Genomic DNA, 16,134 nt, shown 5'->3' with positions numbered 1-16,134 from the left:
TGCCGCCCGAGCGACCCGCACGCGCTCCCCATGGCGCAGCTACTCCCAAGGCGAGTCAGCCCTTCCCGTCCTCCGCCTTGAGGTGTGTGGCGAAGAAGGCGTCGATGCGCCGCCAGGCGTCGACGGCGGACTCCGGGTGCGGCCTGATTCCGGCGACGCGCATCAGCGGACGCAGCGCGCGTGGCCCGATCTCGGCGTCGTTGAGGAACGAATGCCCGGCCTCCGGGTACTCCTTGACGTCGTGGACGATGCCGAGTCGGCCGAGGGACGCCTCCAGCTTGCGGGCCGCGCCCGGCAGCGTACGGTCGAGGGCCCCGTAACTCGCGACGACCGGGCAGGAACCGTCGAGCGCCCGGTCGAGCTCCTTCGGCGGACGGCCGTAGTTGACGGAGGCGGCGTCGAACTCGCCGTCGTTCACGGAGAGGAGGGCGAAGGAACCGCCCATGCAGAAGCCGATGACGCCGATCCGCCCGGTGCAGTCGGGATCCTGGGCGAGGCGGGCGCGGGCCGCCTCGATGTCTCGGAAGGCACGGCCGTGTCCGGACAGGGCGGCCCGGAAGGTCGGCACCAGACAGCGGACGGCCCCTCCGTCGGTGAACAGGTCCGGCATGACGACGAGGTACCCGGCTCTCGCCAGCCGGTCTGCCTGACGGTGCATCACATCATTGACGCCCAGCGCCTCATGGACCACGACCACACCGGGCCAGGGGCCCGCCCCCGCGGGCCGGGTGAGATGGCCGGTGAGCCGACGCGAGCCACCGCGGGCGACGCTGAGCTCGGTGAGATCGACGGCGGTGGTGGTGGTCGTGTCGGGCATGCTGTCCTCCGGGGGAGAGGCGACGGGGACGGCCGAGGTGAGAGCGACGGCGGGACGGCCGAGGTGAAGACTAGGGCGCGATGAAGGGCTGTACGCGCTTGCGGTAGTCCTTCGGCCGAACCTCGTTGTAGTACTTGTCCTTGTCCTCGCCCTCCGAGGTGAAGATGTACATCGGGCACTCGTCGGACTCGGCCTCGCCCGTGTGCTTGTACAACTCCTTGCCCGTGCGCGCCTCGACGACCTTCAGGCGGTACGAGGTGTTGTACGTACTGACGGTGAACGGCTTGCCGTCGCTCTCCATGTCGCACTTCTTGCCGGTCGGGCTCTCCTTGGTGCGCTCGACGCAGACGACCAGTTCGGCGTCGGCCGGCTTGTCCGAGTAGCCGAGGATCCAGCCCTTGGGGAAGTCGCCCGCGGGCGGCTCGAACTGCGACCAGCTGTCGCCCGGGTTGTTCATGAGCATCGCCGGGTGCACGGTCTTCCTCGTACGGTCGTAGGCGGGCATCCCCGAGTAGCCGAGCCCGTCCGTGCACACCCGCTCCAGGTCCAGCGAGGTCGCCGGTACCTCCGGTGCGTCCGCCGCCGAACTCGTCGACTGCGCACCGCCGTTGTCGCCTTCCGCGCCTCCGCCCGTGCTTCCGGTGAGCGACGAGCACCCGGACAGGGCCACGCCCAGAAGCCCGGCGGTGATCCATACACGGGCACGCGGCGTCGGCGGTGTTGCCGGCGTTGAAGACATGTGACGACCCCCATCGAAGAATGAACAGCAGGCAGGGCATGTCCCCCGGGTCATGCCCTGTCCCCCCTGCCCTGCTGGAGGAGAGCTTGCCGCCCGCCCGCCGCCGCGGACATCGGGGAAGTGCCCCCATGTAGTTGTGCGGCCCCTGTGACTCGTGGGTACTACGCTGTGCGGACTCGAAGGAGCTTTCGACGGGTGCCGGTGGGGGGCATCCCGGAAGAGGGCGCAGGGGGGCCTGAGTGTCGTCGTTGTCGTCATCGGTACTGGTCGGCAGAGAACCGGAGCGGGATCTTCTGACCGCGGCCGTCCGATCGGCGGCCGAGGGGCGGGGCTCCTCGGTGTTCGTGCTGGGCGAGCCGGGCATCGGCAAGTCACGCCTCGTCGAGGAGGCCGCGGACGCCGCCGTACGCACCGGGTCCCGGGTGCTGCGCGGGCGGGCCGCGTCCGCCGGGCGCGCGGTGCCGCTGCGCCCGCTGGCGGAGGCCGTGTTCTCCGGACTGCGCGGCGAAGGGGCGCCCGCCGACGGGGACTTGGGCCCGTACGAGCCGCTGCTGTCCCGACTGTGCGGGCTGGCGCCGCAGGACGGCGCGCCGCTGGTGGGCTACGCCGAGGCGGTGCTGCGGCTCCTGGGGACCCTCGGACGCACCGGCGGCTGTGTCCTGGTGCTGGAGGACCTGCACGACGCGGACGCCGACACGCTCACCATCGTCGACTACCTCACGGACAACCTTCCAGGCCAGCGGGCCGTCCTGCTGGCCACCCTGCGCGGTGGGCCCGGACCGGCCCTCGACCTCGCCGAGGCCGCCGCGTCCCGCCGTACGGCCCGTACCCTGCGCCTCGCCCGCCTCGCCCCCGCCCACACCGCGGAGTTGGCGGCCCGTTGTCTGGGCCACGACGACGCGGGCAACGTACCGGCGGCCGTACTCGACCGGCTGCACGCCGTTTCCGAGGGTGTCCCTTTCGTCGTGGAGGAACTGCTGACGGCCATGGTCGACAGCGGCAACCTCGTTCAACGGCGGGGCGACGGCTGGACGGTGACCGGCTCGCTGAACGCCCAGGTGCCCGCGACGGTCGCCGCCGCCGTCCTCCAGCGCGTGGACCACCTGGAGCCGCCCGGTGTCGCGCTCCTGGAAGCGGCGGCCGTCCTGGGCAGGCGCTTCCCCGTGGACATAGCCGCCCGCGTCGCCGGGCTCGACAGGGCGACGGCACTGCGCCAGCTGCGCCATGCGGCACGCGCCCAGCTGGTCACCGACGGAGCCACCGCGGAGGAGCCCGGCTGGCACACGTTCCGCCACGCCCTGACCGCCGACGCCATCACCCACCGGCTGCTGCCCGTCGAGCGGGCGGCGCTCTGTCTCGCCGCGGCCGACGCGATCGAGTCCGCCAACGCCGTCGAGTCCACCGGCGCGATCGAGTCCGCCAACGCCATTGAGTCCGTCGACGCGGCAGGGCCGGAGCCGCGAGTCGCGGGCCGCCCCGCCCGGCGGGCCGGCGAGCCGCACGGTCTGATCGGCGGTGACTCGGGTGACGACCTGTACCGCCTGGCCGCGGAGCTGTGCGTCGCCGGCGGGCAGCGGGCCCGGGCGGCCGTGCTGCTCACCCGGGCCGGCCGGCAGGCGGTCCTGCGGGGCGCTCTGCTGACCGCGGTCGAACTCCTCGACCGGGGCCTGGAGTTGACCGCCGGCGCCGCGGACGCCCCGCCCGAGGCGGTGGCCGGACTGCTGGAGGAGTTACTGGGGGCACTCGTCCTCACCGGCGACGTCCAGCGCGTGCCGGAGCTCGGCGACCGGCTGGACGGTGTTCTGACCGTGTGGGGCGCGCCGCCCGCCCGCCGCGCCGCGGGTTTCCTGGCCCGGGCCAGAGCCGCCGCCACCGCGCAGCAGTGGGAGGAGGGCCTGACCGCCGTGCGGCGGGCAAGGGAACTGCTCGGAGCCGAGCCCGACCCCGCGTCCCGCGCCGCCCTGGACGCGGTCGCCGCGCACCTGGTGCTCAACTCGCAGCGCCCGGACCGGCTGGAGAGCGCCAGGGCCCTGGCCGAAGGGGCCGTGGCGACCGCAGAGGCGGTCGGGCTGCCGGAGGTGAGCTGCAAGGCGCTGAACATGCTCGGGTACTGCCTGCGGCCCCAGGACCTGGCCGAGGCGGAAAGGGTGTTCGAACGCCTGGTGGCCACGGCCGAGACCCACGCGCTGCCGGTCTGGCGGATACGCGGCCTGCTCGAACTCGGCGTGCTCGACCGGATCCGGACCACCGGAACCGAACGGCTGCTGGCCGTACGGAAGGCGGCCGAGGAGACCGGCGCGGTGCTCATGACGGCCTGGGCCGACATGCATCTGGCACAGGCCCACTTGCTGCGCGACGAGCACGACAGCGCCCTGGAGTCCGCCCGGCGGCTCCGGACGACGGCCCACCGGCTGCGGCTGCGCGAGGTGCAGCTGATCGGCGTCGGAGTGGACGCCATCATCGCCGCCTCACGCGGGGATCGGCAGAAACTCCAGGCCGCGCTGCACGTCATGGAGAGCGCACTGGCCGGACGGAGCGCCGGAGCGCTCTGGGGGTACGCCGACACCTCCGTGTGGGGCTGGGCCCAGGGCATCTGCTCCCTGCTGAGGGAGGAACCGGACCGCGCGCTGGCCGAGTTCACCGAGGCGGACCGGGCCATGCGGGCACTGCCCAGCACGCGCGGGGTCACCGGATTCCTGGGCCCCTACCTGCTCCTGCGGACCGTACGGGGCGCGGCCGGCTGGGCGGAGCTGGACGGGGCCGTCGCGGACCGGCTCACCCAGGTCCACTGGGACCGGCCCTTCGCGGGATGGTCCCGGGCCGTGCTGCTGGGCCGCGAGGGCCGGGCCGCCGAGGCCGCCAAGGCGGCCGAGGAAGCGCTGGCCGGGACCGAGGCCATCCCCCTGGCCCGTCACCTGTGTCTGCGCCTGGGTGCTTCGGCGGCGCTCGCCGACGGCTGGGGCCGTCCTGTCGAGTGGCTGCGCTCCACCGAGCAGTTCTTCCACGACCGGGGCACGACACGGGTGTCGGCCGCCTGCCGCGCCATGCTGCGGGAAGCGGGCTCTCCCGTGGCCCGCCGCCGCGAGGGCCACGACACGATTCCCCAGGAGCTGCGACGGGTGGGCGTGACGGCGCGGGAGTACGAGGTGCTGCTCCTGCTCGGCAGGGGGCTCGGCAACCAGGAGATCGCCGAGCAGCTCTTCCTCTCGCCACGCACCGTCGAGAAGCACCTCGCGAGCCTCCGGAACCGTACCGATCGGAGCGGCCGGGCCGCCCTGATCACCCTGGCACGCCGGTACGCGGACGGGCAGTGACGCCGGCCGTTTCGACCAGCGGTCGGCACGAACTCGGCGACGAGCGCGCGGCATCGCGGCCGCGGAGCGGCTCTGGAGCGCCTGGCGCGAGCGGTGGAACCGGTGCTCGCGGCAGGCGCTCCAGAGTGACGAGGTGGCAGCGGCCACGGATTCGGTGACTGCGGAATCGGCGGCTGCGGGTGGTCAGGCCTCGCAGGCGCTCTTCGTGTCGCTCGTGTCGGCGGTGCAGGTGTCGGTGTTGGCGCCCCCGTTGAGGGAGTCGTTGCCGAACACGCCGTCGACACCGTCGAGGGTGTCGTTGCCGGCTCCGCCGCTGTGGGTGTCGCTGCCGGCGCCCCCGACCAGGGTGTCGTTGCCCGTGCCGCCCACCAGGAGGTCGTTGCCCCCGAAGCCGGACAGGATGTCGCCCGCCGTGCCGCCGGTGAGCGTGTCGCCGAACTGGCTGCCGTAGACGAACTCGACGTCGGTGCGGACGTTGTCGCCCTCCCCGCCGATGCCGTCGTCGGCGGCGTTGTCGATGTCGACGAACACGCCGGCGGTGCTGTCCAGGTAGCTGACGAGGTCGCTGGTGCCGCCCCCGCCGCTGAGCCGGTCGGCACCGGGGCCGCCGATGAGGAGGTCGAAGGTGACGCCGCCGTTCAGGGTGTCGGTGCCCGCGCCGCCGTTGAGGATGTTGCTGCCCGGGCTGGGGCCGCCGTTGATGACATCGTTGCCCGACTCGCCCTTGAGGTCACCGCGGACGTTGCCGGTCTTGGTGATGACGTCGTTGCCGTCCCCGGCGTTGACCACGACCGTGTCGCTGTTGACGGCCACCGGGCAGGCCACCGTGCCGTTGACCAGGAGGGTGCAGTTGAGACCGGCGGTCAGGGTGTCGGCGGTGTCCTGGATGATGACGTAGTTGCCTGACAGGCTGACCGTGATGTTGTTCGCGCGGCCCTGCGCCGCGTTCACGACGATGTTGGTCCCGCTCTTGAACACACCGGTGGCCGCGCTCGCCGGCCCTCCGGTCATGGTCACCGCGGAACCCGCCATCGCCGCGACCACCATGACCCGGAGTAACGCTTTTCTGCCCATGGGATCCCTCTCGCCTGTGTGAATCGACCTGCTCACAGTGCCCGCCGGACCCGGGCGGTACATGGGGGAACGCCCCCCACTTACTGGCCCGTGCGGGGGCGGAGCGATCACCCTCGATTAATATGCTCACTTCATGACGGGCGGTTTCCGCTGTTTGACACCTCCAAGGTCGTCCATGGATTGCAAGGTCAATGAAGCAGGTGGCCCGAGAAAATGCTGAGGCAAGTTAGCGCGACCCGCTACATCGAACCCCTCCGGGCAGGCGGCTCCGTGCCCGGAGTCGTCGAGGCCGACGACCTGGGCACGTACGTCGTGAAGTTCACGGGCTCGGCGCAGGGGCGCAAGGCGCTGGTCGCCGAGGTGATCGTGGGGGAGCTGGCGCGCGCCCTCGGGCTGCGGTTCCCCGAGCTGGTGCTGGTGGACTTCGACCCGGCGATCGGCGCGCACGAGCCGCACCAGGAGGTCCAGGACCTGCTCCGGGCCAGCGCGGGCCTGAATCTCGGCATGGACTACCTGTCCGGCGCCAGGGACTTCACTCCGGAGGTCGCCGAGACGTTCCCCGTCGACCCTCTGGAGGCGGGCAGGATCATCTGGCTGGACGCCCTCACGGTCAACGTGGACCGTACGACGCACAGTTCGAACCTGATGATCTGGCCCACGCTCGGCGTCGCGCCAGCGCGGCTGTGGCTGATCGACCACGGCGCGGCCCTGGTCTTCCACCACCGCTGGGACGCGTCGGAGCCGGACAAGGCGTACGACTTCCGGCGGCACGCGCTCGGCGGCCACACCCCCGACACGCGTGCGGCGGACGCCGAACTCGCGCCCAAGGTGACCGAGGAACTGCTGCGGGCGATCACGGCGGAGGTGCCCGACGCCTGGCTCGCCGACGAGCCAGGTTTCGCGACCCCGGACGAGGCCCGGGAGGCGTACGTCGGCTATCTCCTCGCCCGTGCCAGGGCCTCCGCGGCCTGGCTCCCCACGGACTTCCCCACCCGCGAACAGCTCGCCGCCGAGGACGCGGACCGCGCGGCAAAGACCCGGCGGGGGCGGCCCAACTGGCTCAAGCAGGTCCCCGACCTGCACGGCAGGCCGGCGGTGGAACACGACGGGTCGGTGCACCTCGGATGACCGCCGAGAATGGTGACGTGACCACTGAGAACACGCACCGCGTTCAGATCGAGTACTGCACCCAGTGCCGCTGGCTGCCCCGCGCCGCCTGGCTGGCCCAGGAGCTCCTCACCACCTTCGAGCAGGAGCTGACGGAGCTCGCGCTCAAGCCCGGCACCGGCGGTGTCTTCGTCGTACGGGTCGACGACGAGGTGATCTGGGACCGCCGCGAGCAGGGCTTCCCGGAGCCGACGGCGGTCAAGCGCCTCGTACGCGACCGAGTGGCCCCGGACAAGTCCCTGGGCCACTCGGAGAAGTGAGACGTGTGCTGTCAGACAGGCCCTAGGCCGGTTCAGCCGGCCAGCTGCTCGTAGGCGGGCAGGGTCAGGAAGTCCGCGTAGTCCTCGTCCAGCGCGACTGTCAGCAGCAGGTCGTGGGCCTGCTGCCAGCGGCCGGCCGCGAAGGCCTCCTCGCCGATCTCGGCGCGGATGTCGGCCAGTTCCCGGGCCGCGATCTCGCGGGCCAGCTCGGGACTGGCCTTCACGGTGTTCCCGTCGTGCTCGAACTCGACGCCCGCGTTGATCCACTGCCAGATCTGCGAGCGGGAGATCTCGGCCGTCGCCGCGTCCTCCATGAGGTTGAAGATCGCGACGGCGCCGAGGCCGCGCAGCCACGCCTCGATGTAACGGATGCCGACCTGAACGGCGTTGACGAGTCCGTCGTAGGTGGGCCTGGCGTCGAGGGAGTCGACGGCGATGAGGTCGGCGGCCTTGACGTCGACGTCCTCGCGCAGCCGGTCCTTCTGGTTCGGCCGGTCGCCGAGCACGGCGTCGAAGGACGCCATCGCGATCGGCACGAGGTCCGGGTGGGCCACCCACGATCCGTCGAAGCCGTCGCCCGCCTCACGGTCCTTGTCGGCCTTGACCTTCTCGAAGGCGACCTTGTTGACCTCCTCGTCGCGCCGCGAGGGGATGAACGCCGCCATGCCGCCGATCGCGTGCGCGCCGCGCTTGTGGCAGGTGCGGACGAGGAGTTCGGTGTACGCGCGCATGAACGGGGCTGTCATCGTCACCGCGTTGCGGTCCGGGAGGACGAACTTCTGCCCGCCGTCACGGAAGTTCTTGACGATGGAGAAGAGGTAGTCCCAGCGGCCCGCGTTCAACCCCGAGGCGTGGTCGCGGAGTTCGTAGAGGATCTCCTCCATCTCGTACGCGGCCGTGATCGTCTCGATCAGGACGGTCGCGCGGACGGTGCCCTGCGGGATGCCGACGTACTCCTGCGCGAAGACGAACACGTCGTTCCAGAGGCGGGCCTCCAGGTGCGACTCCGTCTTCGGGAGATAGAAGTACGGGCCCTTGCCGAGGTCGAGGAGGCGCTGGGCGTTGTGGAAGAAGTACAGGCCGAAGTCGACGAGCGCGCCCGGGACCGGGGTGCCCTCGGCGTCGACGAGGTGGCGCTCGTTCAGATGCCAGCCGCGCGGGCGCATGACGACGGTCGCCAGCTCCTCGGGGGCCTTCAGGGCGTACGACTTGCCGGTGCGCTCGTCGGTGAAGTCGATGCTGCGGGTGTACGCGTCGGCCATGTTCACCTGGCCGGTGACCACGTTCTCCCAGGTGGGCGCGGAGGCGTCCTCGAAGTCCGCGAGCCACACCCTGGCGCCCGAGTTGAGGGCGTTGATGGTCATCTTGCGGTCGGTGGGGCCGGTGATCTCGACGCGGCGGTCGTTGAGGGCCTCGGGCGACGGGGCCACCTTCCAGGAGTCGTCCGCGCGGATCGCGGCGGTCTCCGGGAGGAAGTCGAGGGTGGAGGTGCGGGCGATCTCGGCGCGGCGCTCGGCACGGCGGGCGAGGAGCTCGTCACGCCGGGGCGTGAACCGCCGGTGCAGCTCGGCCACGAAGGCGAGGGCCGCGTCGGTGAGGACCTCTTCCTGCCGGGGCAGGGGCTCGGCGTCGACGATGGCCAGCGGGGACGGCGCTGGTGCGGACATGAACTGTCACTTCCTTCAGCGAGCTGACGTGAGTACGCCGCGGCACCGGGTGCCAGCGGAACCTGAAGCGACCGACGGGACCCTGAGGAGAGTCGGATGCTTCTGAACAGTGGATAGTAGTTTCCTCATGGTGGAAGTTCAATAATTTGTTGACGTCGAGATTCTCCGCTTCGAGGGAACGTGGCGCTCGGTGCCACCCCGTTCACTCAAGGTGGACCAGGTCGCTCTCCGTGTCGATGTCGTACGGCTGCGCCACGTCCCCGCACTCGACGAGCACGATCTCGTCCTCGTGTGCCTTCAGATAGGCGCGCGCTCCCCGGTCGCCGGTCGCGGTCTCGGCGATCGCCGTCCAGTGCCGGGCGCCGAACAGCACCGGATGTCCTCTCTTCCCGTCGTACGCGGCCGCCGCGAGCGTCTCGTCCGAGGCGTACGCGGCGTGTACGCGGGCAACGGCTTCCGGCCCGATACCCGGCTGGTCCACCAGCGACACCAGTACGGCCCGGGCGCCCGTACCGGCAAGTGAGTCCAGGCCGGCCCGCAGCGAGGAGCCCATGCCCTGCGCCCAATCGGGGTTGTCCACGAGTACGCAGCCGGGCAGCAGGGCCCGCTCGCGCACGGTGTCCGCAGCGGCGCCGAGTACCACATGGACCCGGGTGCAGCCGCCCGCCCGCAGCGTTCCGACCGCGTGTTCGACGAGCGGGTGTCCTTGATGGGTCAGCAGCGCCTTGGGACGCCCGCCGAGGCGGCGCCCCCCGCCGGCGGCCAGCAGCAGCCCGGCGACCTGCTCGTTGTTCTCCGTCATTCCCCCTGCATACCGGACCCGGGGCCGACGTGCCCCGGAACCCCTGCGGGCCCCGCGGTGTCCGGGGACTGAATTTCGGTCCTCGTGGTGGCGCCCACCGCATCGGGTGGCGTTTACTGTCCCGCGTCCCTGGGCGCCTGACCAACGCCGCGGGGTGATTTCGACGGGAGCGCGGAGCAGGCACCACGTATCGCGCACAAAGACGTGCGAGGGGGGAGAGCTGTGTTGCGGAGCTTGGGACAGAGGCCAGTGACCGGCAGCGACGAGGATCCGAGAGTGGCGGAGTTGCGGACCGCGGTGTCCAGGCTGCGCCGCGAACTCGCCGCGCATCCGGCCGAGTTCCCGGACCGCGGCATCGCCGAGGACGAACTCGCGGCCCTCGCCGCGATGGCCGTCACCGGGATGCCGGAGGTGCCGCGCCTGCGCCGCTCACTGCTCCTGATCGCCGGTTCCATCGGCTCGGTCAGCGCACTGGCCGCCGGACTCGCGGGCGTACGCAGCGCGGTCGAACTCTTCGGGGAGCCGCCCCGGCGCTGAGCGCGCCGGCACGGCGACTCCTCTGCCCGCTCAGGTGGCCGATCCCGAACTGGCCAGGGCCTCCGACAACTCCACCGCCACCTGCTGGAGCACCGGCACGATCCGCTCCGTCGCCGTCTCCGTGACACGGCCGGCCGGACCCGAGATCGAAATCGCCGCCGCGGTGGGGGAGTTGGGCACGGAGACGGCGAGGCAGCGGACCCCGATCTCCTGCTCGTTGTCGTCCACCGCGTACCCGGCGCTCCGTACCTCTTCGAGCGCGCTGAGGAACTCGTCCGGCGTCGTGATCGTCTTCTCCGTCGCCGCGGGCATGCCCGTACGGGACAGCAGGGCGCGCACCTCGTCCGCCGGGACGTGCGCGAGCAGGGCCTTGCCGACGCCCGTGGAGTGCGGCAGCACCCGGCGGCCCACCTCGGTGAACATCCGCATCGAGTGCTTGGACGGCACCTGCGCCACGTACACGATCTCGTCGCCGTCGAGCAGCGCCATGTTCGCCGTCTCGCCGGTCTCCTCGACCAGGCGCGCCAGATAGGGGCGGGCCCAGGTGCCGAGCAGTCGGGACGCGGACTCGCCGAGCCGGATCAGACGCGGGCCGAGCGCATAGCGCCGATTGGCCTGCTGGCGTACATATCCGCAGGCCACGAGCGTACGCATGAGACGGTGGATGGTGGGCAGCGGCAGCCCGCTGCTCACGGACAACTCGCTCAGTCCGACCTCGCCGCCCGCGTCCGCCATCCTCTCCAGCAGGTCGAAGGCGCGCTCAAGAGACTGGACGCCACCGGGGGAGGCGGCTGGCTTGGCGTCGGTGGTGCTGGCGCTGGACGTCGGCACGGGCGCGGTCCTTTCAGGCGGGCAGGGAGGCAGCCTACCCGGCAGTTGGTTGACTGCACGGCTCGGTGTGATTACGTTCTGCGTGGTGGAAGTCTAATTCCGCTTTGTGGAAACGTCCAGAGAATTCACCGATGGCGGTCGATCGGGAAGTCGACTCTTGACGGCTCGGAGCGGGGAGTGAAGACTCCTTCAACAGAACGTTGAATTCCGTTACGTGGAAGTAAACGGCGGAAGGCGGCGGGCGGCACAGAGACATGTGCGGCGTGGAGAGACGTGCGGCATGGAGAGGGGTCCGGGTGTCCGACGACGGATGGGGCGAATTGATCCTGCGCTCGACGCGCGTGATCACCCCCGAAGGGACGCGGGCCGCCTCGGTCGCCGTCTCCGGGGGAAAGATCACGGCCGTGCTCGCGCACGACGCCGAGGTGCCGGCCGGGGCCCGACTGGAGGACTTCGGCGACGACGTCCTGCTGCCCGGCCTCGTCGACACCCACGTGCACGTCAACGACCCCGGCCGCACGGAGTGGGAGGGCTTCTGGACCGCCACGCGCGCCGCGGCGGCCGGCGGCATCACGACCCTGGTCGACATGCCCCTCAACTCCCTGCCGCCGACCACGACGGTCGACCACCTTCGCACCAAGAGGGACGTAGCCCGCTCCAAGGCGCACATCGACGTCGGCTTCTGGGGCGGCGCCCTGCCCGACAACGTCAAGGACCTGCGACCGCTGCACGACGCCGGCGTCTTCGGCTTCAAGGCGTTCCTGTCGCCCTCCGGGGTCGACGAGTTCCCCGAGCTGGACCAAGAGCAACTCGCCCTGTCCCTCGCGGAGATCGCCGGATTCGACGGGCTGCTGATCGTGCACGCCGAGGACCCGCACCACCTCGCGGCGGCCCCGCAGAAGAGCGGCCAGAGGTACGCCGACTTCCTCGCCTCACGGCCGCGCGACGCCGAGGACACCGCCATCGCGAACCTCATCGGCCAGGCCAAACGCCTCAACGCGCGTGTCCACGTGCTGCACCTGTCGTCCAGCGACGCGCTGCCGCTGATCGCCGCCGCCAAGGCCGAGGGCGTACGCGTCACGGTCGAGACCTGCCCCCACTATCTGACCCTGACGGCCGAGGAAGTCCCGGACGGGGCAAGCGAGTTCAAGTGCTGCCCGCCCATCCGCGAGGCCGCCAACCAGGACCTGCTGTGGCAGGCGCTGGCCGACGGCACGATCGACTGCGTGGTCACCGACCACTCCCCGTCGACGGCCGACCTGAAGACCGACGACTTCGCGACCGCGTGGGGCGGCATCTCCGGCCTCCAGCTCAGCCTCTCCGCCGTCTGGACCGAGGCCCGCAGGCGCGGGTACGGCCTGGAGGACGTGGTCCGCTGGATGTCCTCGCGCACGGCCCAACTGGTCGGACTCGACGACCGCAAGGGAGCCATCGCGGTCGGCCTCGACGCCGACTTCGCGGTCCTCGCGCCCGACGAGACCTTCACCGTCGACCCCGCCGACCTCCAGCACCGCAACCGGGTCACCGCGTACGCGGGACGGACTCTGCACGGAGTCGTGCGGTCCACCTGGCTGCGAGGCGAACGCATCGTGGCGAACGGTGAGTTCGCCGATCCGAGGGGCCAACTCCTGTCCAGGCGAGGGTAGTTCGCCTAGTTCGCCCCACGAGAAGAACCAGTCCACTGAAAGAGGAAGAAGAGCCGGTACCCGTACCAGCGATTCGCGCACGACCCGCACCCGCAGCGGCCGACTCCCGAAAGGCAGACCTGATCACTGTGACGGCGCAGCACCAGAACCCTCCGGCCCGTTTCACCGGCGACGCGAACCCCTACGGAGGCGGCGACCCGTACGCGGACCACCGCAGCGCCGACTTCCCCTTCACCCAGTACGCCAACCTCGCCGACCGGCAGCTCGGCGCCGGGGTCGTCGCCGCCAACGACGAGTTCTTCGCCCAGCGCGAGAATCTGCTCCTGCCCGAGCGGGCCGAGTTCGACCCCGAGCACTTCGGGCACAAGGGCAAGATCATGGACGGCTGGGAGACCCGGCGCCGGCGCGGTGCCTCCGCCGAGCACCCGTGGCCCACGGCCGACGACCACGACTGGGCGCTCGTACGCCTCGGCGCGCCCGGTGTCGTACGGGGCATCGTCATCGACACCGCCCACTTCCGCGGCAACTACCCGCAGGCGGTGTCCGTCGAGGGTGCCTCGGTCCCCGGCTCCCCGTCTCCCGAGGAACTCCTCGCGGACGACGTGAAGTGGACGACTCTCGTCCCGCGTACGGCGGTCGGCGGCCACGCGGCCAACGGCTTCGCCGTCGACGTGGAGCAGCGCATCACCCACCTCCGCGTCAACCAGCACCCGGACGGTGGCATCGCGCGCCTTCGCGTGTACGGCGAGGTCGTCCCCGACCCGCAGTGGCTGTCCGTCCTCGGCACCTTCGACGTCGTCGCCCTGGAGAACGGCGGGCAGGTCGAGGACGCGTCCAACCTCTTCTACTCACCCGCCACCAACACCATCCAGCCTGGGCGTTCCCGCAAGATGGACGACGGCTGGGAGACGCGGCGGCGGCGGGACCAGGGGAACGACTGGATTCGCTACCGGCTGGTCGCGCGGTCGGAGATCCGTGCGGTCGAGATCGATACGGCGTATCTCAAGGGCAACTCGGCGGGGTGGGCCGCTGTTTCGGTGCGGGACGGTGTGGACGGGGAGTGGGTCGAGGTCCTGCCCCGCACCCGCCTCCAGCCCGACACGAACCACCGCTTCGTCCTCACCGGCCCTGCCGTCGGCACGCACGCACGCGTCGACATCTTCCCGGACGGGGGCATCTCGCGGCTACGGCTGTTCGGTTCCCTGACGGGGGACGGGGCGACGGGGTTGTCTGCCCGACACCAGGAACTCGGGGGCTGAGCAGGGGAGTTGTTCGCCCCCGCCGCCCCTACCCGTTCCCTTCCCCTGGGGGCTGACGCCCCCAGACCCCCACTACAACTCAGCCCCTCCGGCGTTTGAGGAGCGGGGGTTCGGGGGCGGAGCCCCTGAGGAAGTGACGGGATTGGGTAGGGGCGGCGGGGGCGAAAAACTCGGCCCCGCCGGAGTCAGGCGGCGTGACCCCCGTCGACGGAGAACTCCGCCCCCGTGACGTACGACGCCTCCGCCCCCGCCAGATACGCCACCGCGGAGGCGACTTCCTCCACCGTCCCGAACCGCCCCACCGCGGTCATCGCCGCCTGACCCCCCGCATACGGCCCATCCGCCGGATTCATATCCGTATCGATCGGCCCGGGATGCACGATGTTCGCAGTGATCCCCCGCTCACCCAACTCCCGCGCCAACGCCTTGGTCAGCCCGACAAGGGCAGACTTCCCGGTGGCGTACAACGTGCCACCGGGCCCAGGCACACGCTGAGTCATGCACGTACCGATCGTGATGATCCGCCCGCCCCGCTCCATACGCGAGGCCGCCGCCTGGGAGGCGAGGAAGACACCGCGCACGTTCACGGCGAGGACCCGGTCGACGTCCGCGAGGGAGAGGCTGTCGAGGGGCCCGAGCAGCCCGACCCCCGCGTTGTTGACGAGGACGTCGAGACGCCCGAGCCCCGCCACCGCGCGCTCCACGGCACCGGCGGCCTCCTCGGCGTCGGCGGAGTCCGCGCGGAGGGCGAGCGCCCGCCGCCCCAGCGCCCGGATCCGGTCCACGACGTCGCAGGCGGCCTCCTTGTCGCGTACATAGGTCAGGGCGACATCCGCACCCTCCCGGGCGAGCCGCACGGCGGTCGCGGCGCCGATCCCGCGGCTGCCGCCGGTCACCAGGGCCACTGTTCCGTTCATGGTTGCTTGTGAGGTCATGGGTCCATCCCAGCGGCCGGGCAGACGAAGTGCTGGCGGCGAACGGACACCGAGGTCACCCGAGCCGAGCGGAGCCGAACCGCGACACCACCCGCCCCCGGACGAGCCCCCGGGCGCGTACCCGGACGAGCCCCCGCCCCCGGCCGCCACGTCACCCATGCGGACGGCGCCCGGAACACTCCCCTCCACTTCAAGCGTTCTCCCCTCGTGACTCTTCAGCAAGAAATCGTCGGCAACGCCATGCAGATGGCGGTCGTCAGCCTGCAGCCCGGTCAGACGGTGTACTGCGAGGCGGGAAAGTTCCTGTTCAAGACGGCGAACGTGACCATGGAGACACGGCTCTCCGGCCCTTCGGGCGCCGGCGGCCGACCCCAGGGCGGTGCGGACGGCGCCACCGGCGCGGGCGGCGGCATGGGCGGAATGCTGCGGCAGGCCATGGGCACGGCCATGCAGGTCGGCCAGCGCGCGCTCGCGGGCGAGTCGCTGGCGTTCCAGTACTTCACGTCGACCGACGGCGAGGGCACCGTCGGCTTCGCGGGCGTGCTGCCGGGTGAGATGCGGGCCCTGGAGCTGGACGGCACGCGCGCGTGGTTCGCAGAGAAGGACGCCTTCGTCGCGGCCGAGTCCACCGTCGACTTCGGCATCGCCTTCCAGGGCGGCAGGACCGGCCGCAGCGGCGGCGAGGGCTTCGTCCTGGAGAAGTTCACCGGCCGGGGCACCGTGATCATCGCGGGCGCGGGCAACTTCATCGACCTGAACCCGGCCGACTTCGGCGGCCGCGTCGACGTGGACACGGGCTGTGTCGTCGCCTTCGAGGAGGGCATCCAGTACGGGGTGCAGCGCGTCGGCGGACTCAACCGGCAGGGCGTGATGAACGCCGTCTTCGGAGGCGAGGGTCTCTCCCTCGCCACCCTGGAGGGCAACGGCCGCGTGATCCTTCAGTCGCTCACCATCGAAAGCCTGGCCAACGCCCTCAGAAAGGCCCAGGGCGGCGACAAGCAGGGCCCGACGGGCGGCCTGTTCTCGACGAACGCGGGATAGACCCGGACGCGCGCGGGCCGGATCCGGAGACGCGCGGGTGGGTCG

The 16,134-nt window shown here is 71.3% G+C and carries 14 protein-coding genes; 7 read left to right on the top strand and 7 right to left on the bottom strand.

Going from position 1 to position 16,134, the window contains the following annotated elements:
- Nucleotides 1-55: 55 nt before the first annotated feature.
- Both JEQ17_RS11000 and JEQ17_RS10995 read right to left on the bottom strand, forming a co-directional pair.
- Nucleotides 56-817: a dienelactone hydrolase family protein gene (locus tag JEQ17_RS11000; RefSeq protein ID WP_200395069.1), complete on the bottom strand. Its 762-nt coding sequence runs from the start codon at nucleotides 815-817 to the stop codon at nucleotides 56-58.
- A 70-nt stretch (nucleotides 818-887) separates the two neighbouring features.
- Nucleotides 888-1,556, bottom strand: coding sequence for a hypothetical protein (locus JEQ17_RS10995; protein WP_234048152.1), 669 nt, complete (start codon nucleotides 1,554-1,556; stop codon nucleotides 888-890).
- 239 nt (nucleotides 1,557-1,795) lie between these two features.
- Between JEQ17_RS10995 and JEQ17_RS10990 the strand changes: the two genes are divergently transcribed.
- Nucleotides 1,796-4,870 (top strand): helix-turn-helix transcriptional regulator, encoded by a 3,075-nt coding sequence (locus JEQ17_RS10990; protein ID WP_200395068.1) that lies wholly within the window; start codon nucleotides 1,796-1,798, stop codon nucleotides 4,868-4,870.
- Between the two features lie 183 nt (nucleotides 4,871-5,053).
- Here the strand turns inward: JEQ17_RS10990 and JEQ17_RS50475 are convergent, their stop codons facing one another.
- Nucleotides 5,054-5,944 (bottom strand): calcium-binding protein, encoded by an 891-nt coding sequence (locus JEQ17_RS50475; RefSeq protein ID WP_200395067.1) that lies wholly within the window; start codon nucleotides 5,942-5,944, stop codon nucleotides 5,054-5,056.
- A gap of 213 nt (nucleotides 5,945-6,157) precedes the next feature.
- Between JEQ17_RS50475 and JEQ17_RS10980 the strand changes: the two genes are divergently transcribed.
- The gene (locus tag JEQ17_RS10980; RefSeq protein WP_200395066.1) at nucleotides 6,158-7,072 is read left to right on the top strand and encodes a HipA family kinase; all 915 of its coding nucleotides are present in this window, start codon (nucleotides 6,158-6,160) and stop codon (nucleotides 7,070-7,072) included.
- Nucleotides 7,073-7,089: 17 nt separating this feature from the next.
- Nucleotides 7,090-7,371: a SelT/SelW/SelH family protein gene (locus tag JEQ17_RS10975; RefSeq protein WP_234048151.1), complete on the top strand. Its 282-nt coding sequence runs from the start codon at nucleotides 7,090-7,092 to the stop codon at nucleotides 7,369-7,371.
- Nucleotides 7,372-7,403: 32 nt separating this feature from the next.
- Here the strand turns inward: JEQ17_RS10975 and aceB are convergent, their stop codons facing one another.
- Together aceB and JEQ17_RS10965 are read right to left on the bottom strand one after the other, a co-directional pair.
- Complete coding sequence (gene aceB / locus JEQ17_RS10970; protein WP_200395064.1) at nucleotides 7,404-9,038, bottom strand: malate synthase A; 1,635 nt, start codon at nucleotides 9,036-9,038, stop codon at nucleotides 7,404-7,406.
- A 202-nt stretch (nucleotides 9,039-9,240) separates the two neighbouring features.
- A complete protein-coding gene (locus tag JEQ17_RS10965; RefSeq protein WP_200395063.1) occupies nucleotides 9,241-9,840 on the bottom strand; it encodes a nucleotidyltransferase family protein in 600 nt (199 codons plus the stop codon).
- A gap of 222 nt (nucleotides 9,841-10,062) precedes the next feature.
- Between JEQ17_RS10965 and JEQ17_RS10960 the strand changes: the two genes are divergently transcribed.
- Nucleotides 10,063-10,377, top strand: a complete 315-nt coding sequence (locus JEQ17_RS10960; RefSeq protein ID WP_200395062.1) for a DUF5955 family protein — start codon at nucleotides 10,063-10,065, stop codon at nucleotides 10,375-10,377.
- Nucleotides 10,378-10,407: 30 nt separating this feature from the next.
- Here JEQ17_RS10960 and JEQ17_RS10955 read toward each other — a convergent pair whose 3' ends face one another.
- Nucleotides 10,408-11,208, bottom strand: a complete 801-nt coding sequence (locus tag JEQ17_RS10955; RefSeq protein WP_200395061.1) for an IclR family transcriptional regulator — start codon at nucleotides 11,206-11,208, stop codon at nucleotides 10,408-10,410.
- 296 nt (nucleotides 11,209-11,504) lie between these two features.
- Here JEQ17_RS10955 and allB point away from each other — a divergent pair, with 296 nt between their 5' ends.
- Complete coding sequence (allB, locus tag JEQ17_RS10950) at nucleotides 11,505-12,854, top strand: allantoinase AllB (RefSeq protein ID WP_234048150.1); 1,350 nt, start codon at nucleotides 11,505-11,507, stop codon at nucleotides 12,852-12,854.
- A gap of 119 nt (nucleotides 12,855-12,973) precedes the next feature.
- On the top strand, nucleotides 12,974-14,113 hold the full coding sequence (gene alc, locus JEQ17_RS10945; RefSeq protein ID WP_407700146.1) for an allantoicase: 1,140 nt from the start codon (nucleotides 12,974-12,976) through the stop codon (nucleotides 14,111-14,113).
- A 185-nt stretch (nucleotides 14,114-14,298) separates the two neighbouring features.
- Here the strand turns inward: alc and JEQ17_RS10940 are convergent, their stop codons facing one another.
- Nucleotides 14,299-15,048 (bottom strand): SDR family oxidoreductase, encoded by a 750-nt coding sequence (locus tag JEQ17_RS10940; RefSeq protein ID WP_200395058.1) that lies wholly within the window; start codon nucleotides 15,046-15,048, stop codon nucleotides 14,299-14,301.
- 207 nt (nucleotides 15,049-15,255) lie between these two features.
- Here JEQ17_RS10940 and JEQ17_RS10935 point away from each other — a divergent pair, with 207 nt between their 5' ends.
- On the top strand, nucleotides 15,256-16,089 hold the full coding sequence (locus tag JEQ17_RS10935; protein WP_200395057.1) for an AIM24 family protein: 834 nt from the start codon (nucleotides 15,256-15,258) through the stop codon (nucleotides 16,087-16,089).
- Nucleotides 16,090-16,134: the final 45 nt, after the last annotated feature.

Source organism: Streptomyces liliifuscus (assembly GCF_016598615.1).
GTDB classification, from domain to species: domain Bacteria; phylum Actinomycetota; class Actinomycetes; order Streptomycetales; family Streptomycetaceae; genus Streptomyces; species Streptomyces liliifuscus.
This window is presented reverse-complemented; position numbering and strand designations above follow the sequence as displayed.